This window comes from Streptomyces sp. HUAS 15-9, assembly GCF_025642155.1.
In the GTDB taxonomy this organism is placed as follows: domain Bacteria; phylum Actinomycetota; class Actinomycetes; order Streptomycetales; family Streptomycetaceae; genus Streptomyces.
Genome location: NZ_CP106798.1, coordinates 1,238,093 through 1,263,165, shown reverse-complemented (window position 1 = coordinate 1,263,165; position 25,073 = coordinate 1,238,093). Strand labels below are relative to the sequence as shown.

20 protein-coding genes and 2 pseudogenes are annotated in these 25,073 nt (G+C 71.6%); 8 read left to right on the top strand and 14 right to left on the bottom strand.

All coding sequences use genetic code 11. The annotated features are described in order from the left end of the window. Position 1 precedes the first annotated feature (1 nt). The 3 genes from N8I87_RS05655 to N8I87_RS05645 all read right to left on the bottom strand — a co-directional run bounded on the left by N8I87_RS05655 (position 2) and on the right by N8I87_RS05645 (position 5,731). The gene (locus N8I87_RS05655) at positions 2-1,348 is read right to left on the bottom strand and encodes an esterase-like activity of phytase family protein (RefSeq protein WP_263206053.1); all 1,347 of its coding nucleotides are present in this window, start codon (positions 1,346-1,348) and stop codon (positions 2-4) included. 178 nt (positions 1,349-1,526) lie between these two features. Next, the gene (locus tag N8I87_RS05650; RefSeq protein WP_263206051.1) at positions 1,527-2,807 is read right to left on the bottom strand and encodes an SWIM zinc finger family protein; all 1,281 of its coding nucleotides are present in this window, start codon (positions 2,805-2,807) and stop codon (positions 1,527-1,529) included. Next, positions 2,804-5,731: an SCO1167/SCO6262 family helicase gene (locus N8I87_RS05645; RefSeq protein ID WP_263206049.1), complete on the bottom strand. Its 2,928-nt coding sequence runs from the start codon at positions 5,729-5,731 to the stop codon at positions 2,804-2,806. Before N8I87_RS05645 ends, N8I87_RS05650 begins: the two co-directional genes overlap by 4 nt. Before the next feature lie 259 nt (positions 5,732-5,990). Here N8I87_RS05645 and N8I87_RS05640 point away from each other — a divergent pair, with 259 nt between their 5' ends. After that, complete coding sequence (locus N8I87_RS05640) at positions 5,991-6,173, top strand: tail-anchor membrane protein (RefSeq protein WP_263206047.1); 183 nt, start codon at positions 5,991-5,993, stop codon at positions 6,171-6,173. Positions 6,174-6,300: 127 nt separating this feature from the next. Here the strand turns inward: N8I87_RS05640 and N8I87_RS05635 are convergent. From N8I87_RS05635 to N8I87_RS05625, 3 genes and pseudogenes are all read right to left on the bottom strand, one after another. Beyond that, a pseudogene (locus N8I87_RS05635) lies at positions 6,301-7,144 on the bottom strand (hypothetical protein). Positions 7,145-7,281: 137 nt separating this feature from the next. Further along, complete coding sequence (locus tag N8I87_RS05630) at positions 7,282-7,581, bottom strand: hypothetical protein (protein ID WP_263206046.1); 300 nt, start codon at positions 7,579-7,581, stop codon at positions 7,282-7,284. A 132-nt stretch (positions 7,582-7,713) separates the two neighbouring features. Next, positions 7,714-8,247, bottom strand: coding sequence for a PadR family transcriptional regulator (locus tag N8I87_RS05625; RefSeq protein ID WP_263206044.1), 534 nt, complete (start codon positions 8,245-8,247; stop codon positions 7,714-7,716). A 124-nt stretch (positions 8,248-8,371) separates the two neighbouring features. Between N8I87_RS05625 and N8I87_RS05620 the strand changes: the two genes are divergently transcribed. Continuing rightward, positions 8,372-9,127 (top strand): alpha/beta fold hydrolase, encoded by a 756-nt coding sequence (locus tag N8I87_RS05620; protein ID WP_263206042.1) that lies wholly within the window; start codon positions 8,372-8,374, stop codon positions 9,125-9,127. 99 nt (positions 9,128-9,226) lie between these two features. Here N8I87_RS05620 and N8I87_RS05615 read toward each other — a convergent pair whose 3' ends face one another. Continuing rightward, positions 9,227-9,826 (bottom strand): class I SAM-dependent methyltransferase, encoded by a 600-nt coding sequence (locus tag N8I87_RS05615; protein ID WP_263206040.1) that lies wholly within the window; start codon positions 9,824-9,826, stop codon positions 9,227-9,229. 190 nt (positions 9,827-10,016) lie between these two features. On the opposite strand from N8I87_RS05615, the pseudogene N8I87_RS05610 reads away from it, so the two are divergent. Beyond that, a pseudogene (locus tag N8I87_RS05610) lies at positions 10,017-10,435 on the top strand (MHYT domain-containing protein). Positions 10,436-10,659: 224 nt separating this feature from the next. After that, positions 10,660-11,265 carry a GTP-binding protein gene (locus tag N8I87_RS05605; RefSeq protein WP_263206038.1) on the top strand — a complete coding sequence of 202 codons (606 nt, stop codon included), beginning with the start codon at positions 10,660-10,662 and terminating at the stop codon, positions 11,263-11,265. 9 nt (positions 11,266-11,274) lie between these two features. Here N8I87_RS05605 and N8I87_RS05600 read toward each other — a convergent pair whose 3' ends face one another. Then, the gene (locus N8I87_RS05600; RefSeq protein WP_263206036.1) at positions 11,275-11,703 is read right to left on the bottom strand and encodes a PPOX class F420-dependent oxidoreductase; all 429 of its coding nucleotides are present in this window, start codon (positions 11,701-11,703) and stop codon (positions 11,275-11,277) included. A gap of 92 nt (positions 11,704-11,795) precedes the next feature. Between N8I87_RS05600 and N8I87_RS05595 the strand changes: the two genes are divergently transcribed. Together N8I87_RS05595 and N8I87_RS05590 are read left to right on the top strand one after the other, a co-directional pair. Then, entirely contained in the window at positions 11,796-12,209 is a 414-nt protein-coding gene (locus N8I87_RS05595) for a roadblock/LC7 domain-containing protein (RefSeq protein WP_263206034.1), read from the top strand. Positions 12,210-12,335: 126 nt separating this feature from the next. Next, positions 12,336-13,253: a DUF6397 family protein gene (locus N8I87_RS05590; RefSeq protein WP_263206032.1), complete on the top strand. Its 918-nt coding sequence runs from the start codon at positions 12,336-12,338 to the stop codon at positions 13,251-13,253. A 9-nt stretch (positions 13,254-13,262) separates the two neighbouring features. Here N8I87_RS05590 and N8I87_RS05585 read toward each other — a convergent pair whose 3' ends face one another. Both N8I87_RS05585 and N8I87_RS05580 read right to left on the bottom strand, forming a co-directional pair. Further along, the gene (locus N8I87_RS05585) at positions 13,263-14,126 is read right to left on the bottom strand and encodes an acyl-CoA thioesterase (protein WP_263206030.1); all 864 of its coding nucleotides are present in this window, start codon (positions 14,124-14,126) and stop codon (positions 13,263-13,265) included. A 19-nt stretch (positions 14,127-14,145) separates the two neighbouring features. Next, positions 14,146-16,659 carry a DEAD/DEAH box helicase gene (locus tag N8I87_RS05580; protein WP_263206028.1) on the bottom strand — a complete coding sequence of 838 codons (2,514 nt, stop codon included), beginning with the start codon at positions 16,657-16,659 and terminating at the stop codon, positions 14,146-14,148. A 145-nt stretch (positions 16,660-16,804) separates the two neighbouring features. Between N8I87_RS05580 and N8I87_RS05575 the strand changes: the two genes are divergently transcribed. Then, positions 16,805-17,599: a metal-dependent hydrolase gene (locus tag N8I87_RS05575; protein WP_263206026.1), complete on the top strand. Its 795-nt coding sequence runs from the start codon at positions 16,805-16,807 to the stop codon at positions 17,597-17,599. A gap of 26 nt (positions 17,600-17,625) precedes the next feature. On the opposite strand, the gene N8I87_RS05570 is transcribed toward N8I87_RS05575, so the two are convergent. From N8I87_RS05570 to N8I87_RS05555, 4 genes are all read right to left on the bottom strand, one after another. Continuing rightward, positions 17,626-17,892, bottom strand: a complete 267-nt coding sequence (locus N8I87_RS05570) for a type B 50S ribosomal protein L31 (protein WP_263206023.1) — start codon at positions 17,890-17,892, stop codon at positions 17,626-17,628. 45 nt (positions 17,893-17,937) lie between these two features. After that, positions 17,938-18,408 (bottom strand): DUF5709 domain-containing protein, encoded by a 471-nt coding sequence (locus N8I87_RS05565; RefSeq protein ID WP_263206021.1) that lies wholly within the window; start codon positions 18,406-18,408, stop codon positions 17,938-17,940. A 345-nt stretch (positions 18,409-18,753) separates the two neighbouring features. Beyond that, positions 18,754-20,535, bottom strand: a complete 1,782-nt coding sequence (locus N8I87_RS05560; RefSeq protein ID WP_263206018.1) for an ABC transporter ATP-binding protein — start codon at positions 20,533-20,535, stop codon at positions 18,754-18,756. Then, positions 20,532-22,346, bottom strand: a complete 1,815-nt coding sequence (locus N8I87_RS05555) for an ABC transporter transmembrane domain-containing protein (protein ID WP_263206016.1) — start codon at positions 22,344-22,346, stop codon at positions 20,532-20,534. Before N8I87_RS05555 ends, N8I87_RS05560 begins: the two co-directional genes overlap by 4 nt. 441 nt (positions 22,347-22,787) lie before the next feature. On the opposite strand from N8I87_RS05555, the gene N8I87_RS05550 reads away from it, so the two are divergent. After that, entirely contained in the window at positions 22,788-25,031 is a 2,244-nt protein-coding gene (locus tag N8I87_RS05550) for a hypothetical protein (RefSeq protein WP_263206013.1), read from the top strand. The last annotated feature ends 42 nt before the right edge of the window (positions 25,032-25,073 follow it).

Below are 25,073 nucleotides of genomic sequence, written 5' to 3'. Positions count from 1 at the left end.
GTCAGATGCCCTCGGGCAGCCGGACGTACGTCACCGTCGTCTCGATGCCGCTGTCGACCAGGCGGCCCTGCGCGTCGAAGGCGCCCGTGCCGTCCGTCATCCCGAAGTCGTTGTCGTTGATGAGGGCGAGCGTGTCGCGGTCCACGCGCGCGATGCCCTCGATCTTCCCGGGCACACCGCTCACCGTGCCCAGGTCCACGACAAGCCGCTTGGCGAGCACCGGGACGCCCGCGGCCGCCGGGTCCTCCAGCTGCTCCAGCGACGGGGACGTCGTGTCGTCGTCCCAGGGGCTGCCGAGGATGTCCGCCTTGTGCCCCAGCCTCACCAGCTGCAGCCGGGCGGTCTTGTCGGTGCGCTCCTCGACCAGCAGCCGGTCACCGCCCACGGCGACCACCGAGGAGATCTTGAGCTCGGACGTGTCGTCCTCGCTCGGGTCGACCACGTTCACCGGGTCGAACCGGTAGGCGTACTCGGCGGTGACCGCCTGCTTCTTCGGCGAGAACCGCATCAGACGCGTCGTGCGCGAGGCGCCACCGGCGTTCGTGTCCGGCAGGGAGAGCGGACTCTGCAGGGCCATCACCAGGTCTCCGCAGGGCAGTTGGGCCAGCCCCTCGAACCCGCGGTTGATCTTCCGGTGCAGCAGCACGGACGGCAGCGCCTCGACCACCGGGTAGTCGGCGCCCGTGAGGTTCAGCCCCTTGGGCACGTAACGCGTGAGCACCTTCCCGCGCGCGGAGACGTGGATCAGCGACGGGCCGTACTCGTCGACGAGCCAGAAGCTCCCGTCCGCGGCCCGCACGATGCCCTCGGTGTCCACCCCGTTCGGGTCGTACGACAGAGGGGTCTTCGCGTCATAGCTGTACGGCGCCTCGTCCCGGCCCTGCTGGTTGGACAGCCCGGTGACGGCCTTGCCCGACCGGGTGGTGAGTGGAATCGCGTCGAGCACCTCCACCTTGTCCCCGGCCACCCGGATCTTCACGATCGCCGGGTCGAAGCCCGGTACCGGGAACGTGCGGCGCTTCTTGCCGTCCACCTTGATCTGGCCGTTGGGGCCGCGGTCGGTGACCGTCCAGTACTCGCCCTTGCGGCCCGCCGGGTAGATGTCGCTGCCGATGCCGCCGAGGTCCACGCCCCGGTCGTTGTCCACGCTGCCGGGAAGCAGGGCGTTGCTGAACGCGCCGAGCGGGATGTCGCCGAGCGTCGCCGTACGGATGACGTGGGCGGCGTCCCCGGACGGTGCCGCCGTGGCCGTACCGGCGGCCACGAGGGCGGCCGCGAGGGCCAGGGGCAGACCCGTCGTGACGGAACGGTTGACGACGCGGCGCCGGCCGGTGGCATGCGGGGACATCGGGCCTCCTGGGAGCAAGTTGATTGACAGCGGCCAGATTTGGGTCCCCGGCGGAACGTCGTGCGTCCGTCGGATGAACGGAGGACGTCTTCCACTCGTCGGTCGTGATGGTCTTGTGCGGGCATGGGGATCGTATGAGTGGCGGATCGTCAGGGACCTGAGGAAGCACCGGCGTTCCTCAGGACTCGTCGGACGGTTCGTCGTCGAGTGCCGACCGGGCCGCCGCAAGTGCCGTCGCCGGATCCCGTTCCGGGCCTCCCGCGGGCATCCAGAGGCCGTGCTCCTCGATGTACGGCCACCAGCGGCAGTCCCGGCCCAGGCGCAGCTGAATCCCGGCCCCCGGGACCGTCCACCGGTTGTCCGGCTTTCGCAGTGACGGCCGATCGTCGTCCTCGCCCCAGGCCGCTTCGAGCGCGGCACGCGCGCGTGCGAGTGCTTCGCCCGTCATCTGCCATTCCTCGTCCAGCACGGACAGCGCTGCCGCACCACCGTGGCGCCAGGCACCCACGGCCGCCGCAAGCCCTTTCCGGCCACGCCCCGATCCCTCCGCGAGCCGGTTCGCGACGGCCCCCTCGGGGGCGCCCACGGCCAGACGTACGGCATCCTGCTCCGGCGTCAACTCGGCGTCGAAGGGTCCAGGTTCCGGTACGGCGCAGAGTGCCTTTGCCAGCAACCGGTGTGCCTCCGCGGCGGTCCGCGCCGCCAGGTACTCCAGGGCCGCCGGGTCGACCCCAGGGACGGGCGATGCCTCGGCATCCAGGGACGCGGGCGCACCTGGCACGTCCGGGAGGTCGGGCAACGCGGGCAGCGGAGGGAGGATGTCTCCGGCCGCCCAGGCCTCCGCGGCATCCACCACCACCGGTTCGGCGGACTGCTCCTCGGGGGTGGCGCCGCGCGACTGCAGCGCGTCGAAGAACGCGCTTTTTCCGATTCCGCGCATCAGCAAAAGGACGAACGGATCCTCGTCCAGCAGCCGCGCCATCTGGTGGCACAGCGCCGCCGTGTGTCCGCAGTGGTCCCAGGCGTCGCAGCCGCACTCGGGCTCCAGGTCGCCGAGGCCCGGCAGCAGTTCGATCCCCACGGCCGCCGCGTCCTCGACCAGGTGCGGGGGCAGCTCCCGGTCGAGCAGCGCCGCCACGTGCCCCGCACGCTCGACGGCCAGGTCCAGGAAACGGGCCCACTGCTCGTCGACCAGCCGCGGCAGCAGGACGTCGGCCCGGTGTGCCGCGCGCCCCGGCTCGCGCACCATCGCCGTCACCCGGCCCGGGCGTACCGACACGGCGCCCACCGCGCCCGCGCGGGCGAGCCTGCGTCCCGCCTTGACCTGCGCCGCGTCCAGCGCGGTGTCCTCCAGTGACCGCAGCCAGGCCCGCCCCCACCATGTCTGCGCGAAGCCCCGTCCGCGCGCGGGCGGCAGCGTGGGGAACGTGCGCACCGTGTCGTCGTCGTACCGGCTCATCGTGCCTCCCCGCGCCATGCCACCAGATCGGCCAGTTCCGCGTCCGTCAGTTCGGTGAGAGCCGCCTCGCCCGATCCGAGCACGGCGTCGGCCAGCTCTCGTTTGCGGCTCAGCAGCTCCGCGATGCGGTCCTCGACCGTGCCCTCGGCGATCAGCCGGTGCACCTGTACCGGCCGGGTCTGGCCGATTCGGTACGCGCGGTCGGTGGCCTGCGCCTCCACGGCGGGGTTCCACCAGCGGTCGTAGTGCACCACGTGCTCGGCCCGGGTGAGGTTCAGGCCCGTGCCGGCGGCCTTCAACGACAGCAGGAAGACGGGCACCTCACCGTCCTGGAACCGTCGCACCATCGCCTCACGACCGGCGACGGGCGTGCCGCCGTGGAGGAGCTGCGAGGCCACCCCACGGGCCGACAGATGCCGCTCCAGGAGGCGCGCCATGCGCACGTACTGGGTGAAGACCAGAACGCCCCCTCCCTCGGAGAGGATCGTGTCGAGCAGTTCGTCCAGAAGCTCCAGCTTCCCCGAGCGTCCCGCGATGGTCGGGCTGTCCTCCTTGAGGAACTGCGCCGGGTGATTGCAGATCTGCTTCAGGCCGGTGAGCAGCTTCACGATCAGGCCCCGCCGCTCCATGCCGTCGGCCGCCCGGATCCGCTCCAGTGTCTCGCGCACCAGGGCCTCGTACAGGCCCGTCTGTTCCTCGGTCAGCGGCACCGGGTGATCGGTCTCGGTCTTGGGCGGCAGTTCGGGCGCGACGCCGGGGTCCGACTTGCGGCGGCGCAGCAGGAACGGCCGCACGAGCCGGGAGAGCCGCTCCGCGGCGATGGGGTCCCGCCCGCTCTCCACGGCCTGCGCGTACCGCGCGCGGAAGGTACCGAGGCGGCCCAGCAGCCCAGGGGTCGTCCAGTCGAGGATGGCCCACAGCTCGGACAGGTTGTTCTCCACCGGGGTTCCGGTGAGCGCCACGCGTGCGCGTGCGCCGATGGAGCGCAGCGCCCTCGCGGTCGCCGAGTAGGGGTTCTTCACGTGCTGGGCCTCGTCGGCGACGGCCATGCCCCAGGGCACCTCGCCGAGACGGGCGGCGTCCAGGCGCATCGTGCCGTACGTCGTGAGGACGAACTCCCCGTCGCCCACGGAGCCGAGATCGCGCCGGGCCCCGTGGAACCGCCGCACCGGTGTGCCGGGCGCGAACCGCTCGATCTCGCGCTGCCAGTTGCCGAGCAGGGACGCCGGGCAGACGACGAGCGTGGGACCGGCGGCCGACGCATCGGTCTGCCGGTGCAGATGCAGGGCGATCAGCGTGATCGTCTTGCCGAGGCCCATGTCGTCCGCCAGGCAACAGCCCAGGCCCCGCGAGGTCATGCGGGCCAGCCAGCCGAGGCCCCGCAGCTGGTAGTCGCGCAGGCTCGCGTCGAGCGCGGCCGGTGGGACGACCTCTTCCCGCGCCTCCGGGTCGGCGAGCCGGTCCCGCAGTTCCGCCAGCCGGCCCGTGGCCCGTACGTCGACACGGGTGCCGTCGAACTCCGCCGAGCCGGTCAGCGCGGCGCCGAGTGCTTCGATCGCGCTGACCTTGCCGTTCTGCCGTGCGCGGGCGCGGCGCGCCTCCTCCGGGTCGATCAGGACCCAGCGGTCGCGCAGCCGCACCAGCGGACGCTTGGCCTCCGCGAGGCGGTCCAGCTCCTCGCGTGTGAGTTCCCGCCCGCCCAGCGCGAACCACCAGCTGAAGGTGAGCAGGGCGTCGGCGGACAGGAACGAGGGCATGTCTGCCGCATCTCCGCCCTGCTCCGCACCTCCGTCCTGCTCCGGATCCCCTTCCCGCTCAGGATCACCTTCCGGTGGACCGACGGCCGCATGGACGGACAGTTCGCGCGACAGCTCCCGCGGCCAGTGCACGTCGACACCCGCCGCAGCGAGGGCGCGGCCGCCCTCCCCGAGGAGCTCGGCGACCTCGTCGTCCGCGAGTTCGACGGCGTCGGGCACGCCCGCCGAGAGCAGGGGCGTCAACGGCGGCCAGGCGCGCGCCGCACGGCGCAGTGCCAGCAGGGCGTCCATCCGCGCGCGTGGGCCGAAGGCAGCGCCTGAAGGGCCGGATCCCACCCACACCTCGACCGCGTCCGCGACGAGCGCGGGTCCGCTCACCCGGTGCACCTGGAGCACGGCACGGAACCGCACGGGCGTGTCGTCGCCCACCCGGTCGTCGACGGCGTCGTGCGCGGCGTCCTCGAGGCCGGGCACTTCGATGCGCAGCGAGAGCCGTACGCCCGCGTCGTGGACCGCGGCGATGTCGTCGGCCCAGGCCCGCTGCGCGGGCAGATGCTGCGGCTCGGGCGCCGCGTAGGCGGGGCCACCCGTCACCAGCCGCGCGGCGGGGGAACGGGGGAGCGCGTCGGCCACCGCGTCGAGGAAGGCACGCAGCAGCCGCTCGGGCTCCGGCATCAGAGGCGCCTCGGCGGAACCGGCCGACGGCACCGCGTGGGCGTCGGGCGGCATGGCGGCGGCGAGCTCGCGGACGAGTTCCGAGTCCCGGGCGGACAGGGGCCCGACCCGCCAGACGTCGTGATCGGCGGGGGACAGGCCGGGCAGCAGCAGACCTCGCGCCAGGAAGTGCAGGGCCAGCACACCCGCCGCGCCCCAGAACGCGGTCGCCCGGTGCGCGTGCGGGAAGACACGCGCGCGTGTGAGGAACGGAAGCGCGGTGCGCACCGGCAGCAGCACCGCGGGCACCCGTACCCGTTCGACGCCGTTCCCGCGGGGCAGCAGGACGGTCAGGTCCGCGGCCGCTCCCGACGCGACGGCCGGGGGAGCCTCGCCGTCGGGTCGCCAGAAGCCGACGGTGCCGGTGCGAGCGGGATCCGCCGGTACGAACACGGCGCAGCATCCGGCCAGTTGGGACAGGTCGGAGGGTGGCGCCGCGGGGGTTCTCTGCACAGCTCTGTCACACTCCTCAAATTTGACTACTGGGCTCCGGGTCGCCGAGGGTACAGCACATGGACGGGCGACCTGGAATGGCTAGGCTGTGACCCGAGCCACTTCACCAGGTGTTCGATTCCTAGTGCCGGTGCGGGCGCTCAGGGACGCGTAGGGGTCGAGTCTCAGGGACGTCTCAGGGTTGCGGTGCGGAACCGTGGGAAGCGCCGGCCCGTTTTCGGAGCAGAGAGCGGCAGTGGCCGCGAAGGAGGCGACGCACATGTCGAATAGCGCGAAGATCGCCGCAGGGGGAGTGGCGGTCGGGCTCATCCTGTTGATCTGGGTGCCCTGGTGGGTGTCGTTCCTGATCGTGGTGGGAGTCCCGGCGGCCGCGTACCTTACGCTGGACCCCTCACAGCGGCGCAGGCTGCGCCGTGTCGCGCGCAAGGAGATCGGCCGCTGAGGCGCGGTCGCCCCGGCGTGTCCCTGCCCATGGCGCCCGGACATCGCCTCGGTGGCCTCCTCGGCACCCCGGACGGACGCTGACGAGACGAGTCCCGGTCGTTGGCCGGGACTCGTCCCGCTTGGGCTCAACTGGGCCGTACGGCCAGCTTGTCGAGTGCCTCCAGGAGGCCGGGGAGCTCCGGGCCACGGCCCACCGGCAGGACCTCGCCCGGCTCGTCGTCCAGCAGCACGAACGCGATGTCGTCGGTACGGGCCACCATCGACCAGCCGGGGCCGTCGGCACGCAGGGTCCGGGCATCGCCGGGCGCGAACGAGGAACGGACCCTGCCGAGGGGCGGTGGCGAGTCCACGTACGCGCGTGCTTCCGCCAGGACCCGGCGGACCCCGCCGTGGCCTTTCGGCGCGTCCTCCGCGCCCTCCGGAGCGTCTTGTCCCGCCTCCTCCGGCGCGTCCCCCGGTGTCGGGAAGTCGGCGTCGTCGATCTGCTCGCGCCACACCGCCCACTGGAGGGCGATCTCGTCCGCGCCCAGGCGCCGCTGGGCCGGGCCCCAGGAACTTGTGTCCGGCGGGGTCAGCGGGTCGCGGTCCGCCATGTCGGGGCCCGGGTCGTGCGGCGCCGGCGACGCCCGGGGCCACGACGGCGAGCGCGAGGGGCCAGCCCGGCAGCGCGGCGACGACCGTGCGCTCGTCGGGCGACAGTTCGTACTCCATGCCGCAGTCCCAGGACGCGATCGCGACCGCGACCAGCGAGACGTCGTCGATGACGACCGTCCAGCGGGCCCCGTCGCCGTCCTGGCCCAGCACCAGCCCGTACCCGTCGGCGCGCGGTGCGAGGCCCAGCGCCGTACAGGCCTCCGGATAGTCGTCACCCAGCACGCTCGGAAACTGCGCCGGCGTCAGCAGCACCGCCGTGAGCACGTACAGCGCATCGTCCGCGGCGGCGACGGCCTCGTCTTCTGTCTCGGCCATCCCAGCCTCCCCAGTGGTTCGTCCAACGGCGCGCACCCTAGTGCGAGCGGAAGGTGGTTGTCACGACTCCCCATCACACCTGGAGCTGCAGTTTTCCACCTGGAGCGGGCGAAACGACCGGATCCGCGGCCGACAGGTCAGGACACCGGCAATCCGAGAAGGTCACGGGCCACCGTTCCGGGCGACTCGTCGCGCTCCCGGGCCAGCGCGATCACGGCCCGGCACGCCAGCTCGCTCACCCCGAACGACAGCGCCTCCGGGGACACCCAGTCCGCCGCCTCGTCGACCCGGTCCTGGTCGTCCTCCGCGCGGGCCGACACATAGGCGGCCGCGGCCTCGAACAAGTTGTGTGCGCGCTTCTCCCGGCCTACGGCCTCCTTCGTGCTTGCCGTGGAAGATCGGAATCCGGTGACGTACCTACGGATCCTGTCGAACATGCGGACCGCCTTCCGGCTGTGTGGCTTCGAATCTGATCGTTGATCTGCTCCTGTTCAACGTAGAGTTGGAGCTTCGGCGACAGAAGAGGGTCGAATCGGTGAAGTGGTTTGAGCCGCCCGAACACGGACGCCTCAGCGGCCGGCCTCGTCGAGTGAGGCGATGGTGTCGCGCAGCCAGGTGAGTTCGGCCCGGCTCGTGGCACGCGCGATGGTGAGGATGCCGCTCCTGAAGGGGTCGTCCAGCTCTTCGGCGCGCAGCGGCCGGTCACCCTCGTAGAAGAAGCTCGCCGGCTCCTCCAGGAAGGCCAGTCTGCGCCGTAGGACCGTCGCCTGGGCGGCGGGGTCGTCGAGGTGTCTGAGGAAGGCGAGCACCGTGAACCAGTGGTTCTCGTCGGTGATGTCGCGCTGCGCCGGTTCGGCGAGCCGGCGGCGCAGCGCGCTCCTGCCCTCCTCGGTGAGCGTGAGCACATGGCGCGGTGCGGCCACGGACCCCGGCTCGGTGGCCCGGGCCAGCAGGCCGGCCTTCTCCAGCCGCTTGATCGCGGGATAGAGCGTGCTCTCGGCCACGGGGCGTACGTGTCCGGTCAGCGCCGCGATGTGCTTGCGCAGGACGTAGCCGTGCAGCGGGGTGTCGTAGAGGAATCCGAGGATCGCGAGCTCCAGCATGCCCGCATTCTCTCGTATCCACGCTGTACATCGAGACTCCGATACATCGGATTCCGAATACCTCGGTCTCGATGCATCTTGGTGGCGTGCCGAACTCGGCACTCGAACCAATGAGGGGGACCCTGTGAAGCAGGCCGATTTCGATGGCAAGGGCAGCTGCATCCGCTGGACCGGGACGCCTGGCGAGGAGCCCGCGCGGGTGTATGTACACGGACTGGGGTCCGCCTCGTCCGTGTACCACGCGCACATCGCGGCCCGTCCGGAACTCGCCGGCCGGCGGAGCCTGTTCGTCGATCTGCCCGGACACGGCATCAGCGACCGGCCCGAACACTTCGGGTACACACTGGAGGACAACGCCGACGCCCTGGCCGCGGCACTGGACGCGGCGGATCTCACCGGCGCCGAGCTGATCGCGCACAGCATGGGCGGGGCGGTCGGCATCGTGCTCGCCCATCGGCGGCCCGATCTCGTCTCCCGGCTGGTCCTCACCGAGGCCAACCTCGATGCCTTCCCACCGGCGACCGCGGGGAGCAGCGGCATCGCCTCTTACGAGGAGGACGAGTTCGTCGACGGGGGGCACGCGCGCGTGCTGCGGAAGGTCGGCCCCCTCTGGGCCGCGACCATGCGGCTCGCCGACCCGCGCGCGCTGCACCGCACGGCCGTCGGGCTGCGGCGCGGATCGGACCCCGTCATGCGCACCATCCTGGAAGGACTGGCGATCGACCGTGTGTACCTTCAGGGTGCGCTCAGCGGTGAACTCCCGGGGAGGGTGGCCCTGGAAGCCACCGGGGTGCGCGTGGTGATCGTGCCCGGCTCCGGGCACAACGTCATGTTCGACAACCCGGACGCCTTCGTGGCGGCGGTCGCGGGGCGGGTGTGAGGCGGGTACGAGGGGCGGGTGTGAGGGGCCGTTCCGGCATATGACCAGGCGGTGCCCCGCGCGCGTGCACCGCTGGGCTTGCGGCAGGAGAGGCCGCGCTCAGCGTTCCCGGACCGCCAGCGCGAGGAAGCGGGTGTCCTCGTCGACGTACGACGTCATACGCCAACCGGAGCCTGCCAGCAGGGGACCGAGGTTGGCCTCCGCGCGCAGGTCCTCCGGGGTGATCTGCCGCCCCTGGCGTGCGGCCAGGGCCGCCCGGCCGATCGGGTGGAACAGCGCAAGCGTGCCGCCGGGCTGGACCACGCGCGCCAACTCCCGCAGATTCTCGGCCGGATGGGGCAGGTGCGCGATGAGGCCCGCCCCGAACACGGCGTCGAGGGACTCCGACCGAAGCGGCAGCGCGGTGACGTCGGCGAGCACCAGCCGGCCGTCGCGGTCCCTCCCGGCCCGTACGGCCGCCTGCAGCATCTCCGGAGTCAGATCGACCCCCACGACCACGCCCGAAGGCCCCACGGCCGCGCGCAGCGGCGGCAGCGCGCGTCCCGTGCCGCAGCCCGCGTCGAGCACCCGGTCCCCCGTGCGCAGCCCCAGGTCGGCCACGGCGGAGGCGTAGGCGGGGCCGTCGTCGGGGAACTTGCTGTCCCAGTCGGCGGCACGGGCCCCGAAGAACTCCTGGATGTGTGTGTGGTCGTCGCTCATGTTCCGCATGATCCCTCACCGGCACGGTTTCGTACGTCCACTGGTGCCTCTACGCCCATGACGCATCCTGCCTTCCACGCGCATGTTTCGAGCGGGACGCGATCGTTCCAGCGCACCTCTGTGTCATATTCCAGCACCTTTCGAAATGCGCCCCCTTTGTGCACCCGTGCACCCCTAGCGTTCCGGGGTCATGGGACACCTCGACCACGCCGCTTTCGGCTGGCTGACCCCTGTGCTGTCGTATGTGATGGCCTGCGTCGGCGCCGCGCTGCCCTGCTGGTCGCCGTGGCCGTCGTCTGCGCCGGCGTCTTCACCGTGGGCCACGGCCGGGACCGCACCCGGGCACTGTTGCTCGGCGGCCTCACCACCGGGCTGGGTGTCGTGAGCATGCACTACACGGCCATGTTCGCGGTGAGCGTGCGCGTCACTCCCTCCGCCTCACTCCTGCCCGGGGCCACGGCGATGCAGTTCATCTTCCCCCTCGCTGTCGGCCTCGGGTCCTATCTGCTCCTCACCTCGACGTTCGCCGCCCTCTCGCCTACAGCAGCTCGCGCCCCGAACCACTACCGAGTGAGGAGGCCATGCGCCCCCGCCTCAACTGCCCGATGAATGGATTCTTCGCGAGGTCATCGAGGGACTGCGGGTGCTGTAGACGAAGGTTCAGAACCGGCGGCGGCATGGCACACGGTTGCGCCCCTTCCGTCAGCAACCGGCTCGATCCGGTCAGATGATGGCGATATCGGTGTAATTCCTCGGAACCGAACGTCCGTTGTCATGATGCTGACTTCGCGCACAGACGTCGAACACAGCCGACACTCCCGAGAGAAGTGATCATGGTCTCCGAGCATTCCGATGCCACGCATGGCGAGACGTCCGCCCTGGCGCTGAAGATACTGGTCGCCGGCGGATTCGGCGTCGGCAAGACCACCCTGGTCGGAGCCGTGAGCGAGATCAGGCCGCTGCGCACCGAGGAACTGCTCAGCGAGGCAGGCCGGTCGGTGGACGACACGGACGGCGTGGACCAGAAGGTCACCACGACCGTCGCCATGGACTTCGGGCGCATCACCATCCGCGACGGCCTCTCCCTGTATCTCTTCGGCACACCCGGCCAGGACCGGTTCTGGTTCCTCTGGGACGAGCTGTCGCAGGGAGCTCTCGGTGCCGTGGTGCTCGCGGACACCCGGCGGCTGGAGGACTGTTTCCCGGCGGTGGACTACTTCGAGCACCGGCGCATCCCGTTCGTCGTGGCCGTCAACTGCTTCGCCGGCGCCCGCACCTACGGCCCCCACGACGTCTCCCACGCCCTCGATCTCGACCGGGGAACGCCGGTGGTCCTCTGTGACGCCCGCGACCGGGACTCGGGCAAGGAAGTACTGATCAGCCTCGTCGAATACGCCGGGCGGATGCACACCGCCCGGCTCCTCGAGTCCGTGAGCTGAGCGGGCGCCTCAGGCCGACAGGTCCTTCACCGCCACGACGTTGTCGACGGCGACACGGACCACGAGCTCGCCCGGAACGCCGTTGCGCGCGCCGAACTCCTCGGCGCGCTCCTCACCCATGTACCGGGCCGCGATCCGCGTCGCCCAGGCCCGTACCTCGTCGAGGTCCTCCGACACCCGGGCGCGACCGTTCAGGACCACGAAGTGGAACGGCGGCCGGTCGTCGTCCACGCACAGGGCGATCCGCCCGTCACGGGCGAGATTTCGCCCTTTCACGGTCTCCTTGCCGGTGTTGAAGACCACTTCGTCCCCGTCCAGCAGGAACCAGACGGGGGCCACATGAGGGCTCCCGTCTGCCCGCACGGTCGCCAGCTTGGCGGTGCGGGTGCCGTGCGAGACGAATGCCCGCCATTCCTCGTCGGTCATCTTCTGTGCCATGCCCCCATCCTCCTTGCCCGTACGGCGGTCGTGGGGAAGGCTGGCGGACAGACCCTCCGGCCAGGGGGAGACATCACACGGGGAGACGGAGCATGGCGCAGAACCAGGGACTCGGCTGGCTGCTCGACGACCTGACGGAGCGCGTGGAACACGTACGCCACGCGCTGGTCCTGTCGAACGATGGCCTGGTGACGGGAGCGAGCACCGGCCTTCGCCGCGAGGACGCCGAGCACCTCGCCGCCGTCGCCTCCGGACTGCACAGCCTGGCCAAGGGTTCGGGACGCCACTTCGGCGCGGGCACGGTACGCCAGACCATGATCGAGTACGACGACGCCGTCCTGTTCGTCACCGCGGCCGGCACCGGCAGCTGTCTGTGCGTGCTCAGCGGCGCGGAGGCCGACATCGGCCAGATCGCCTACGAGATGACCCTGCTCGTCAACCGGGTCGGCGAACACCTCGGCGTGGACGCCCGACGCCCCGAGCGAACCTCTCCAGCAGACCTCTGACCTGCGCGATTTTCATCCCCGCTGGAGTTATCCACAGGCTCGCCACGTGATTCGCCAAACCGGCTACGGTTTTTGCACGGCGAGCGCACACAGCGTGAGCGACCGACTCCACGGGGGAGTACGACCATGTCAGGAAACACCGTCACTCAGCCGCGTTCCCTCACCTGCGCGCTGAGCCGCGCCGCACGCGAACTGGGTCTGAAACGGGGCGAGTTCGACCTCGCCGTGCACCTCGGCCGTATCCGGACCGTGCCGGACGAGGGAGGAGGCGGGGGCCGCCGGGTCGAGCGGGCCGAGATCGACCGGCTGCGCTCTGCGGAGGGGTTCCCCGAAGCGTTCCGCGAGGGCGTCAAGGCCGTGGGCACCACGGAGGGCGCGGAGATCATGAACGTGTCGGTCACCAGGTTCACCCGCCTCGCGCGCCTGGGGCTGGTGATGCCGGTGAACTTCTACTTGAACCGCTACCGAGCCGTGGTCTGGCTCTATCTTGCCGAGGAACTGCTGGAGTTCGCGGCCGACGAGAAGAACGCGGCTCTACTGACCGGCCGTACGCCCGAGGTGCTGCGTTCCCAACTGGGTACCGGCCTGGATCTGCGCCCCCGAAACTGGCGCGGACGTCACCTCGGCTTCCTGCTCCGCCAGGCCCAGGATCCCTGGGAGCGCGCCGGGGTCTTCGCGGCGTTCCTCGACCCCGCCCATATCGCGGACGTGGTCAAGGATCCGTACGAGCGCTCCCATCTGAACGGGTTCCGCCCGGCGCCACCTGCCCACGGGACACCGGGATCACCCTCGGCTCACCTCGCCGAGAAGATCACGACGGCGGACGACCTGGACGAGATCGGCTGGCTGAGGAGCGACCTGGCCCGAAGCCTGGAGGAGGCCCGGGCCTACCGACCCGCTCCGCGCCCCGCACCGCGACACGACCCGAACGCACCCACAGCCACTCCCACTCTCACTCCGACACCCGTGCCCGAAGTGCTGGAGCGGCCGTGCGGGTTGCTGGGCCGGCTGCGCCGCAGAAGCCTCCGGCCCGCGGAACTGTGAGGTCCCGGCCTACAGGGCCCTGAACAGACCCTCCTGGACGACCGAAACGAGCAGGCGCCCCTCCAGGTCGTAGATGCGCCCGCGAGCCAGACCACGGCCGCCCGTCGCGATCGGCGACTCCTGGTCGTACAGGAACCACTCGTCCGCGCGGAACGGCCGGTGGAACCACATCGCGTGGTCCAGCGAGGCCATGTCGAAGTTCCGCGCGCCCCACAGGGGTTCGACGGGTATGCGGACCGCGTCCAGGAGAGTCATGTCGCTGGCGTAGGTGAGCGCGCAGGTGTGCACCAGCGGGTCGTCGCCCAGAGGTCCGACCGCGCGCATCCACACCGCGCTGCGCGGCTCCGCGCCCTTGACCTCGTCGGGATTCCACCGCAGCCGGTCGACGTAACGGATGTCGAAGGGCTGACGGCGCGCCATCCGCTCCAACTGCTCCGGCAGAGCGCCCAGATGCTTGCGGACCTCCTCCGTGACCGTCGGCAGGGACTCCGGGTCCGGCACATCACGGGCCGGCAGCTGGTGCTCGAAAGGTCCTTCCTCAGACAAGTGAAAGGAGGCGGTGAGATTGAAGATCGTGCGGCCCTGCTGCACGGCGGTGACCCGCCGCGTCGTGAACGACCGCCCGTCCCGGACCCGCTCCACCTGGTACACGATCGGCACGCCCGGCCGGCCCGGGCGCAGGAAGTACGCGTGCAGCGAGTGCACGGGGCGCTCGCCGTCCGTCGTGCGACCGGCGGCGACCAGGGCCTGGCCCGCCACCTGGCCGCCGAAGACCCGCTGGAGGGATTCCTGGGGGCTGCGGCCACGGAAGATGTTGACCTCGATCTGCTCCAGGTCGAGCAGGTCGACGAGTCGGTCGGCCGGGTTCGTCATGGGCGGCACTCTCCTGTGTTCACAGCTGGCCGACGTCGGTCACACGGACGACGGCACGGCCCTCCGCGTCGGAGGCCGTGAGGTCGACCTCCGCGCTGATGCCCCAGTCGTGGTCGTCGTTCGGGTCGTCGAAGATCTGACGGACGCGCCACAGCCCGTTCTGCGGCTCCTCCTGGATCACGAGCAGCTTGGGGCCGCGCGCGTCGGGACCGGTGCCCAGGTCCTCGTACTCGTCCCAGTACTTGTCCATCGCCTCGCCCCAGGCCTGCGCGTCCCAGCCGGACTCGGCGTCCATCTCGCCCAGCTCGTCGACCTGGTCGAGTGCGGCGAGCTCCACGCGGCGGAACATCGCATTGCGGACCAGCACGCGGAAGGCGCGCGCGTTGGTGGTCACCGGCTTCACCTCGTCGGCTTTCTCCTGGGCCTCCTCGGCGGTCATCTCCTCCGGGTTGGCCAGCTGCTCCCACTCGTCCAGCAGGCTGGAGTCGACCTGGCGCACCATCTCGCCCAGCCACTCGACCAGATCCTGGAGGTCCTCCGACTTGATGTCGTCGGGGACGGTGTGGTCCAGGGTCTTGTAGGCGCCGGCCAGGTAGCGCAGCACGATGCCCTCGATGCGGGCCAGCTCGTAGAAGGACACCAACTCCGTGAAGGAAAGGGCCCGTTCGTACATGTCACGGATGACGGACTTCGGCGACAGCGGATGGTCGCCGACCCAGGGATGGCTCTTGCGGTAGGTGTTGTACGCGTGGAAGAGGAGCTCTTCCAGCGGCTTCGGCCAGGTGACGTCCTGGAGGCGCTCCATGCGCTCCTCGTACTCGACACCGTCCGCCTTCATCGCGGCCACCGCCTCGCCGCGTGCCTTGTTCTGCTGGGCGACCAGGATCTGCCGCGGGTCGTCCAGCGTGGACTCCACGACGGACACCATGTCCAGCGCGTAGGACGGCGACTCCGGGTCCAGCAGTTCGAACGCGGCGAGCGCAAACGTGGACAGCGGCTGGTTGAGCGCGAAGTCCTGCTGGAGGTCGACCGTGAGGCGGACGATGCGGCCCTCGGCGTCCGGCTCGTCGAGCTTCTCGACGATGCCGCCGTCGAGCAGCGAGCGGTAGATGGCGATGGCCCGCCGGATGTGCCTGAGCTGCTGCTTGCGCGGCTCGTGGTTGTCCTCCAGCAGCTGCCGCATCGCCCCGAAGGCGTTGCCGGGCCGGGCGATCACCGACAGCAGCATGGTGTGCGTCACGCGGAAGCGGGACGTCAGCGGCTCCGGCTCGGAGGCGATCAGCTTCTCGAAGGTGTTCTCCGTCCAGGCGACGAACCCCTCGGGCGCTTTCTTGCGGACGACCTTGCGGCGCTTCTTCGGGTCGTCGCCCGCCTTCGCGAGCGCCTTCTCGTTCTCGATGACGTGCTCGGGCGCCTGCGCGACCACGAGCCCGGCCGTGTCGAACCCGGCCCGGCCGGCCCTGCCCGCGATCTGGTGGAACTCACGGGCGCGCAGTGTGCGCACGCGATTGCCGTCGTACTTGGTCAGGGCCGTGAACAGCACCGTCCGGATGGGGACGTTGACGCCCACGCCGAGAGTGTCGGTGCCACAGATGACCTTCAGCAGACCGGCCTGAGCGAGCTTCTCCACCAGGCGCCGGTACTTGGGCAGCATGCCGGCGTGGTGGACGCCGATGCCATGGCGGACGTAACGGGACAGGTTGCGGCCGAACTTGGTGGTGAAGCGGAAGTTGCCGATCAGCTCGGCGATCTGGTCCTTCTCCTCGCGCGAGCACATGTTGATGCTCATGAGCGCCTGCGCCCGCTCCACGGCCTGCGCCTGGGTGAAGTGGACGATGTAGACCGGCGCCTGCCTGGTCTCCAGCAGTTCCGTGAGCGTCTCCGTGAGCGGGGTGAGCTTGTACTCGTAGGAGAGGGGCACCGGACGGGTGGCCGAGCGCACCACCGAGGTTGGGCGGCCGGTGCGGCGGGTGAGGTCCTTCTCGAAGAAGGAGACGTCGCCGAGCGTGGCCGACATCAGGATGAACTGCGCCTGCGGGAGTTCGAGCAGGGGGATCTGCCAGGCCCAGCCGCGGTCGCCCTCCGCGTAGAAGTGGAACTCGTCCATGACGACCTGGCCGACGTCCGCGTTCCTGCCGTCGCGCAGCGCGATGGACGCGAGCACCTCGGCGGTGCAGCAGATGACGGGCGCGTCGGCGTTGACGGACGCGTCGCCGGTCAGCATGCCGACGTTCTCGGTGCCGAAGAGCTTGCACAGCTCGAAGAACTTCTCCGACACCAACGCCTTGATCGGAGCCGTGTAGAAGGTGACCTCGTCCCGGGCCAGGGCGGCGAAGTGGGCGCCCGCGGCGATCATGCTCTTGCCGGAGCCGGTGGGCGTCGACACGATCACGTTCGCGCCGGAGACCACCTCGATCAGCGCCTCCTCCTGGTGGGGGTAGAGCGTGAGACCCCGCTCCTGTGCCCACGACTCGAAGGCTTCGTAGAGGGCGTCGGGGTCGGCGGTCGGCGGCAGCTGATCGATGAGGGTCACGCACCCATCTTGCCTGGCCTCCCGGCCGATGGGGGAATCGGCTGCGGGTGCGAAGATCACGGCAGCTACGCTGTGGCGCCGACGGAGCGTCAACGCACCCGGTCAACTGGACAGCGGCACACGAGGAATGGGGCGGGGAACGGCCATGATGGGACCAGCACACTCACTGTCGGGAGCCGCCGCCTGGCTCGGCGTCGGAGCGGCGGCCGCCGCGGCCGGGCACCCCATGCCCTGGCCGGTCGTGCTGGTCGGGGCCCTGATCTGCGCCGGCGCGGCCCTCGCCCCGGACCTCGACCACAAGGCGGCCACCATCTCGCGCGCCTTCGGACCGCTGTCGCGCTGGCTCTGCGAGATCGTCGACAAGGTGTCGTACGCCGTCTACAAGGCCACCAGGAAGCAGGGCGACCCGCGCCGCTCCGGTGGACACCGGACACTGACGCACACCTGGCTGTGGGCGGTGCTGATCGGTGCGGGCTGCTCGGCGGCAGCGATCACCGGGGGCCGCTGGGCGGTGCTGGCGATCCTGTTCGCGCACATGGTGCTGGCGATCGAGGGCCTGCTGTGGCGGGCGGCCCGTGGCTCCAGCGCCGACGTGCTGGTCTGGCTGCTGGCGGCGACCAGCGCGTGGATTCTCGCGGGTGTCCTGGACAAGCCGGGCAACGGCTCGGACTGGCTGTTCACCGCGCCGGGCCAGGAGTATCTGTGGCTGGGGCTGCCGGTCGTGCTGGGGGCGCTGGTGCACGACATCGGGGACGCGCTGACCGTCTCCGGCTGCCCGATCCTGTGGCCGATCCCGCTGGGCCGCAAGCGCTGGTACCCGGTGGGGCCGCCGAAGGTCATGCGGTTCCGGGCGGGCAGCTGGGTCGAGCTCAAGGTGCTGATGCCGGCCTTCATGCTGCTCGGGGGAGTGGGCTGCGCGGCCGCCCTCAATGTGATCTGACGGCCGGGCCGGGGCCGGCCGGCCCCTCAGCTCCCGCCGGAGTCCTGCCCGGCCCCGCCGTAGCGCTGCTCGAAGCGTGCGACGCGGCCCTCCGAATCGACCGTACGGGCCTTGCCCGTGTAGAAGGGGTGGCTCTCCGAGGAGATCTCGACGTCGACCACGGGGTACGTCTCGCCGTCGTCCCACTCGATGGTCCGGTCGCTGGTCGCGGTGGACCGGGTCAGGAAGGCGTATCCGGCGGAGCTGTCGCGGAAGACCACGGGACGGTAGTCGGGGTGCTTGTCCTGCTGCATGGATGCTCCTCGCGCGGGGCGGCCCGCGGGCAGTGGACATATGGGTCAGCCGTAGTAGGTGTCCTCGTCCACGATGTGCATCGCGGCCTCCTCGGCGGAGGCGCCGGCGCCGTCGATCCCGACGTCTGTGGCGACCAGGGCGCTCTCCTCGTCCTCGTGCGCGCCTTCGTCGGGTGCCACGAGGCGGCCGGAGCGGAATCCGCCGACCTCGTTGTCCAGGAGTTCGCCGTCGGTGCCCTGGCAGTCGCCGATGCCGTCGTCGTCGGGTACGGCGAGATCGGGCAGCTCCTCGGCGAGGCGCTGCTCCAGGGTCTCGCCCTGGTGGCGTTCCGCCGCCGTCACACCGGTGTGCTCCACGGCCCACGGCCGCTCGGGAGGGGACCAGCCCCGGTCGAGGGGATCGTCGACACCGTCGGCGACCAGCGTGTCCTCCGCGTCGAGCAGCCCCGAGTCCTCCTGGATCTCGGATCCATCGGGCTGGTAGACGTCGTCTCCCCATCCGTCGGCGCTGTCCACGGGTACCTCCAGGTGCTGGGGACGGCTCCTTCTCACCACGGTCGGCGCAGGGCCGTCGTCGCGCGCGGCACGCGTTTCACCCGGCTCGAACCGGACGGCTCCCGGGCGTCCCCCGAACCGGTGCTGCTCTCCAGCCTTCCACCCCGGTTCGGCACCGCGCAACGGCACGGGCCCTGGCCTGGGGGTGCGTGTCCGCGTCACGGTCCGAGGCGGCCGACCGGGCGGCCCGGCGCGGGAAGGACATGCCGCTGTCCGGGCCGGCCGCTTCCGGCCCGGCGGTCTCGCCGGGGCGGCTCCCACACCGCCTCGGCCGGGCGAGGGGGGTACGGTGACCTGCCTGTTCGGTCACCCGTGCCAGGACCGCCAGAGCGCCGCGTAGGCTCCGTCCGCCGCTACGAGCTGGTCGTGGCTGCCGAGCTCGCTGATGCGGCCGTTCTCGACGACGGCGATGACGTCGGCGTCGTGGGCGGTGTGCAGGCGGTGGGCGATGGCGACCACGGTACGGCCGTCGAGGACGCGGGCGAGGGAGCGCTCCAGGTGACGGGCAGCGCGCGGGTCGAGGAGCGAGGTCGCCTCGTCCAGGACGAGCGTGTGCGGGTCGGCCAGGACCAGCCGGGCCAGCGCGATCTGCTGGGCCTGGGCCGGGGTGAGCGCCACACCGCCCGAGCCGACCTCGGTGTCCAGGCCGTCGTCCAGTGCCCGCGCCCAGGTGTCCGCGTCCACCGCGCCCAGGGCCGCCCACAGCTCGGCGTCGACGGCGCCGGTGCGGGCGAGCAGGAGGTTGTCGCGCAGGGAGCCCACGAACACGTGGTGCTCCTGGTTGACGAGGGCGACGTGGGAGCGGACCCGTTCCGCGGGCATCCGGGACAGTTCGGCGCCGCCCAGGGTGATCCGGCCGTCCCGGGGCGCGTAGATACCGGCGAGCAGCCTGCCCAGCGTCGACTTGCCCGCGCCGGACGGACCGACCAGGGCCAGCCGGGTGCCGGGCGCGACCTCCAGCGACACCTTGCGCAGGACGTCGACGCCCTCGCGGTAGCCGAAGTGGACCCGGTCCGCGTGCACATCGCGTCCCTCGGGCGCCAGCGAGGCGTCCCCGGCCTCCGGCTCGATGTCCCGGACACCGACCAGGCGGGCCAGCGACACCTGTGCGACCTGTACCTCGTCGTACCAGCGCAGGATCAGGTTCACCGGGTCGACGAGCATCTGGGCGATGAGCGCGCCCGTCGTCAGCTGACCCACGTCGATCCAGCCGTTCAGCACGAAGACCCCGCCGGCCATCAGCACCGAGCCGAGCACCAGCACGTGCACGGTGCTGATCACCGGGAAGAGCACGGACCTCAGCCACAGGGTGTACCGCTCCCAGGCCGTCCACTCCTTGATCCGCCGGTCCGACAGGGCGACGCGGCGGTCGCCGAGGCGGTGCGCCTCGACGGTGCGGCCGGCGTCCACGGTCTCGGCGAGCGAGGCGGCCACGGCGGCGTATCCGGCGGCCTCCGAACGATAGCCGGACGGTGCCCGCCTGAAGTACCAGCGGCACCCCACGACCAGCACCGGCAGGGCGATCAGCACCGCGGCCGCGAGCGGCGGCGCGGTGACCACCAGCCCACCGAGCAGCAGCACGACCCACACGGAGCCGATGGCCAGCTGCGGCACCGCCTCGCGCATGGCGTTGCCGAGCCGGTCGATGTCCGTGGTGATCCGGGACAGCAGGTCGCCCGTGCCCGCACGCTCCAGTACGCCCGGTGGCAGGCCGACCGAGCGTACGAGGAAGTCCTCGCGCAGGTCGGCGAGCATCCGTTCGCCGAGTATCGCGCCGCGCAGCCGCACTTCGCGTACGAACACGGCCTGCACGACCAGCGCGAGCACGAAGAGCCCGGCGATCGGGCCGAGATGGAGTTCCCCCGCCCCGTCGGACACCCTCTCGACGAGCCCGCCCAGCAGATAGGGGCCCGCCATGGAGGCCACCACGGCCACGGTGTTGACGCCGATGAGGAGCAGGAAGGCGCGGCGGTGCCGGCGGAACAGTTCGGCCACGTAGTCGCGGACGGTCGCGGCGGCACCGACGGGCAGGGTGGTGGCCGTCGTCGGGGCCGCCGGGTCGTATGCCGGTGGCGCGACGCCGATCATGCGCTCTCCTCGATCTCTTCGAGCACGCCTCGCCGGGCGGCCTCGTGGTGGTCCGGCACACCCCGCAGGGCGGCCGTCTCGTCCTCGGTCTCGCGGGTCACGACCGCCCGGTACCGGGGCTCGGTGTGCACCAGTTCGCGGTGCACGCCGACCGCCGCGACCTCGCCCTCGTGCACCAGGACGACCCGGTCCGCCCGGTCCAGCAGGAGAGGCGACGAGGTGAACACCACGGTGGTGCGTCCCGTCCGCAGGTGCCGCACCCCCTCCGCGATGCGGGCCTCGGTGTGCGAGTCGACGGCGGAGGTCGGTTCGTCCAGGACGAGGATCTCGGGGTCGGTGATCAGGGAACGGGCCAGCGCGAGTCGCTGGCGCTGGCCGCCCGACAGCGAGCGCCCGCGCTCGGTGATCCGTGCGTCCATCGGGTCGGCCGCGTCCAGTGACCCCTGTGCGAGCGCCTCCAGAACGTCCCCGCACTGCGCGGCCGCCAGCGCGGCCTCGGCCCGTACGTCACCGGACGCGGGGACGTCGAGCAGCTCGCGCAGCGAACCGGACAGCAGTACCGGGTCCTTGTCCTGGACGAGGACGGCGGTGCGGGCGGATTCCAGGGGCAGTTCGTCGAGCGGCACGCCCCCGAGCAGGACCGACACACCGGCCTCGGCGGGATGCCCGCCGAGCCGTTCCGCGAGCCGTCCCGCCGCGTCCGGGTCGCCGCACACCACGGCGGTGAACCGACCGCTCGGCGCGAGCAGTCCGGTGGCCGGGTCGTACAGGTCGCCGCCCGGCAGCTGGGCCTCGCGCGCTCCCGCGGTGTCCGTGGCCCGTTCCAGGGACAGCACACGCGCGGCCCGTCTGGCCGACGGGCGTGAGAAGGAGTACGCCATGGCGATCTCCTCGAAGTGACGCAGGGGGTAGCTGAGGACCATGACCGCGCTGTAGACGGTGACGAGTTCGCCGACGGTGATCCGGCCCTGGTGGGCCAGGTCGATGCCGTGCCGGACGACCGCGATCAGCAGCAGCCCCGGCAGCAGCACCTGGATCGCGGAGATCAGGGACCACATCCGGGCGCTGCGCACGGCCGCGTGCCGCACTTCCTGCGAGGCGCGGCGGTAACGGTCGAGGAACAGGTCCTCGCCGCCGATGCCGCGCAGTACGCGCAGTCCGGCCACGGTGTCCGAGGCCAGCTCGGTGGCCCGGCCGGCCTTCTCGCGCTGGAAGTCGGCGCGCCGGGTCGCCCGGGGCAGCAGCGGCAGCACGGCGAGCGCCACCACGGGCAGCCCGACCGCGACCATCACGCCGAGCGCCGGCTGGTAGACGACCAGACCGACGCAGACCACGACGACCGTCAGCGCGGCCGCCGTGAAACGCGACACGGCCTCGACGAACCAGCCGATCTTCTCCACGTCGCCGGTCGAGACGGCCACCACTTCGCCGGCCGCGACCCGCCGGGTCAGTGCCGAGCCCAGCTGGGCGGCCTTGCGGGCGAGTAGTTGCTGAATGCGGGCGGCCGCCGTGATCCAGTTGGTGACGGCGGTCCGGTGCAGGAAGGTGTCTCCCACGGCAATGCCCGTGCCGCACAGCGCCATCAGCAGGCCGGTCAGGGCCAGCCGGGTGCCGGAGCGGTCGACGACCGCCTGGACGGCGAGGCCGACGCAGAACGGCAGCGCGGAGACGGACACGAAGTGCAGCAGGCCCCAGGCCAGCGCCTTCAGCTGTCCACCCAATTGGTTCCGCCCCAGCCACCACAGGAATCGGGGACCCGAACGAGCGTCCGGTACGCCCGGGTCGGGGTACGGAAGGTCTTGAATCTGCATGACGTCCCAGTGGCTCGTGTCAGGCGGGGGGAGCGGCAACAAGCCGTGAAAGGTTCGCGTCGGAGCGTGGTCGAAATCAAACGGTTTTCCACGGACCTCGACAGCGAGCCGGGCCGGGGTGCGCTCGCGTGTCGGGAGAAATGCGTGCAGGGACAGACCCCGTCACGGAAGGCAAACGGGCCTGCCCCTGCACGTCGGCGCCCACTCGCCTTCCCCCGGAGTGGCAGGCGCCCCTGACCCCGCCCGGGGTCACTTCTTTCAGCGATCCGTGCGTCATGAGTGTCACGGGGGATTGCTGATGTTTTCCAGGTCGACACCGGTGTGATGGGACGCCCTTGCGGGCATCACGCATCAGCCACGAAGCGAAGGGCATGTGAATCGGGTGATCGCTGATACTCGGGACTTCGATCGATGTCTGACCCATGTGACAGGATCCGCCGCATGGATCTTGCCGCCGTGTTCGCGGGCCTCGACGGGGTTGCCTGGCCGGAACTGCACCATGCCTATGGTCCTGCCGATGATGTGCCCGGCTTGCTGCGCGCGTTGACGGCCGCGGACCAGGCGGCCGTGGCGGAGGCCGATCAGGATCTGTGGAGCAGCCTCGTGCACCAGGGCACGGTGTACGAGGCCACGGTGTCGGCTGTTCCCTTTCTGGCCCGTCTCGCGGCGGCCGGTGTGCGCCGTGCGGACCTGCTGGGCATGTTGGGCGCCATCGCCGAGAGCACGGACGACCACGGCCTGGACCGACCGGGTGCGGCGCGTGCGGCCGTCGTCGCGCAACTCCCGCTGATGCTGCCGTTGCTGTCGGACGCCACCCTCGAGGTGCGGCAGTGCGCTGCCTGGGCGGTCGCCCAGTGCGGGCAGGCGGCGGGCCCGGCCGCACAGCGGGCGTTGCGGCAACGATGGGAGGCGGAGGCGGATCCAGCGGTGCGCGCGGACGTGCTGACCGCGTGCGTCCTGGTCGACCGGGACGCGGCCGACGAGCTGTGCGCGGCCGCCCTGCGCCCGACGGAGCCCGCACCGGTGCGGGTGGCAGCACTCCTGGCCTGTGTCGACACCGGGCGACCATGGGACAGGGAACTGGCCGCTGTCGTGGCGGGGCTGTCGCCGCTGGGGCAGTACGCGGCAGGCAGCCAGTGGGAACGGGAGCCGCTGAAGGCCCTCGCCATGGGCCTGTACGACCGTGGCGACGTGGACGCGGCGATCGAGGTTGTCGTCTCGGCGCTGGATCGCGCGGTGGAGACGGTGCGCGTCGGCGCAGATCCCCGGCCGGCGGTGGCGGAGGCGACCTGGGCAGCCGAATCGCTCGCCCTGCGCTCCAGGACCGCACCGGTGCGGTTGCTGCCGGCGATGCTGCCGCTGTTGGACACTCCGGCCACCGCCGGCGACGTCATCACCGCGGTGCGCGACTGGGCCGAGTCCGCGCCGCGGGCCGTCCCGGCACTGGTCCGCCTCGCCGAGGGGACGAGCGAGTTGGCCGACCGCGCCCTGGCGGCCCTGGTGTCGCTGGGCGCGCCCGAGGCGGCGGATCTCCTCGCACAGCAGTTGGCGGACCGGCCACACGCTCTCGAGGCCGCTTTCCAGCGCACCATGTATCGTCCCCCGGCTCCGCTGCCGTGCACTCCGGCGCTGCTCGGCACGGTCCGCGCACGTCTGGCCGCTGTGACAGCCGACGCCGCGGCGCCGCGCAAGCGCCAACCGCTGCCGGCGGGTGGCCTTGCGGCTGTCAACGAGCCGGTCTTTCTCGCCGGGCTCCTGGCCGGTTGGGGGCCCTCTGCGCGGGCCGCGATACCCGAGTTGGTGGACGCCCTGCCGCATCACTCCGTCGCGGTCGGCCGGGCGCTCGCCGCCGTCGCCGACGCGGAGCCCGACCCTGAAGCGGTCACCGCCCTGCGAGCCTGTGCCGGGGCCGGTCCCCGGCCGCAACGCCAGGCGGCCGCGGCCGCGCTCCACGCCCTGACGGGCGACGCCAGACCCTTGGTCGCGGTTTTGGGCTCGGCGCTCAGCGAGCAGAACACCGCGCGCGACCAATGTGTTCAAGCCGCCGCCTCACTCGGCGAGCAGGCGCGCCCGCTCCTGCCCCACCTCCTGGCCCTGCTGGCAGAACCGGCGGAGACCCGGACCGACACCGCGGCAGTCCGAGCGGGGCTGGCGGCGGCCGCTGCCGTCTGGAAGCTGACTGGCGATCAGGAGAGCGTACTGCCCATGGTCCTGGAGGGCCTGACCTGGGCTGCCAGGCCATGGGGCCACCAGGCCGCGAACCGCGGGGCCGAGGTCGCCGCCCTCCTCGGCCCCGCCGCGCAGCCGACCGTCCCTCACCTGCTGCCGATGCTCGACCGACCGGACACGGCAGCGGCCGCCGTGCGGGCGCTGGTGGCCGCACACCCGGGCAGTGACCGCCCCGCGGGTGTCACGCTCACCGACCTTGTCGACCGCGTCCTCCCGTCAGCCGCGCCAGGCGCGTATCTGAACTCCGCGCTGGCCGCGCTCGAGGCCCTCGCCGCCCTCGGCCCCGCCGCGTTCACCCCCGCCCAACTCGGCCGCGTGCAGATGCTGGCCGACGGCGAACGCCGTGTCGTGGGCTCGGGTAGCCATACAGAGATCATTCACGACGACATGGAGTTCCGCGCCGTCGCCCGGCGCGTGCTGGCGGACTTGGCGGACCTGGCGGACCCGGCGGACTGAACGGTGTCCACCGGTCCCGCCGTCGTCCCGATGTGGAGCCCC

Excerpts from the sequence above, each read along its gene's own strand:
- N8I87_RS05655 (WP_263206053.1), bottom strand. The coding sequence starts at position 1,348 with ATGTCCCCGCATGCCACCGGCCGGCGCCGCGTCGTCAACCGTTCCGTC.
- N8I87_RS05650 (WP_263206051.1), bottom strand. The coding sequence starts at position 2,807 with ATGAGCCGGTACGACGACGACACGGTGCGCACGTTCCCCACGCTGCCG.
- N8I87_RS05640 (WP_263206047.1), top strand. The coding sequence starts at position 5,991 with ATGTCGAATAGCGCGAAGATCGCCGCAGGGGGAGTGGCGGTCGGGCTC.
- N8I87_RS05630 (WP_263206046.1), bottom strand. The coding sequence starts at position 7,581 with ATGTTCGACAGGATCCGTAGGTACGTCACCGGATTCCGATCTTCCACG.
- N8I87_RS05625 (WP_263206044.1), bottom strand. The coding sequence starts at position 8,247 with ATGCTGGAGCTCGCGATCCTCGGATTCCTCTACGACACCCCGCTGCAC.
- N8I87_RS05615 (WP_263206040.1), bottom strand. The coding sequence starts at position 9,826 with ATGAGCGACGACCACACACACATCCAGGAGTTCTTCGGGGCCCGTGCC.
- N8I87_RS05605 (WP_263206038.1), top strand. The coding sequence starts at position 10,660 with ATGGTCTCCGAGCATTCCGATGCCACGCATGGCGAGACGTCCGCCCTG.
- N8I87_RS05600 (WP_263206036.1), bottom strand. The coding sequence starts at position 11,703 with ATGGCACAGAAGATGACCGACGAGGAATGGCGGGCATTCGTCTCGCAC.
- N8I87_RS05595 (WP_263206034.1), top strand. The coding sequence starts at position 11,796 with ATGGCGCAGAACCAGGGACTCGGCTGGCTGCTCGACGACCTGACGGAG.
- N8I87_RS05590 (WP_263206032.1), top strand. The coding sequence starts at position 12,336 with ATGTCAGGAAACACCGTCACTCAGCCGCGTTCCCTCACCTGCGCGCTG.
- N8I87_RS05585 (WP_263206030.1), bottom strand. The coding sequence starts at position 14,126 with ATGACGAACCCGGCCGACCGACTCGTCGACCTGCTCGACCTGGAGCAG.
- N8I87_RS05575 (WP_263206026.1), top strand. The coding sequence starts at position 16,805 with ATGATGGGACCAGCACACTCACTGTCGGGAGCCGCCGCCTGGCTCGGC.
- N8I87_RS05570 (WP_263206023.1), bottom strand. The coding sequence starts at position 17,892 with ATGCAGCAGGACAAGCACCCCGACTACCGTCCCGTGGTCTTCCGCGAC.
- N8I87_RS05560 (WP_263206018.1), bottom strand. The coding sequence starts at position 20,535 with ATGATCGGCGTCGCGCCACCGGCATACGACCCGGCGGCCCCGACGACG.
- N8I87_RS05555 (WP_263206016.1), bottom strand. The coding sequence starts at position 22,346 with ATGCAGATTCAAGACCTTCCGTACCCCGACCCGGGCGTACCGGACGCT.
- N8I87_RS05550 (WP_263206013.1), top strand. The coding sequence starts at position 22,788 with ATGGATCTTGCCGCCGTGTTCGCGGGCCTCGACGGGGTTGCCTGGCCG.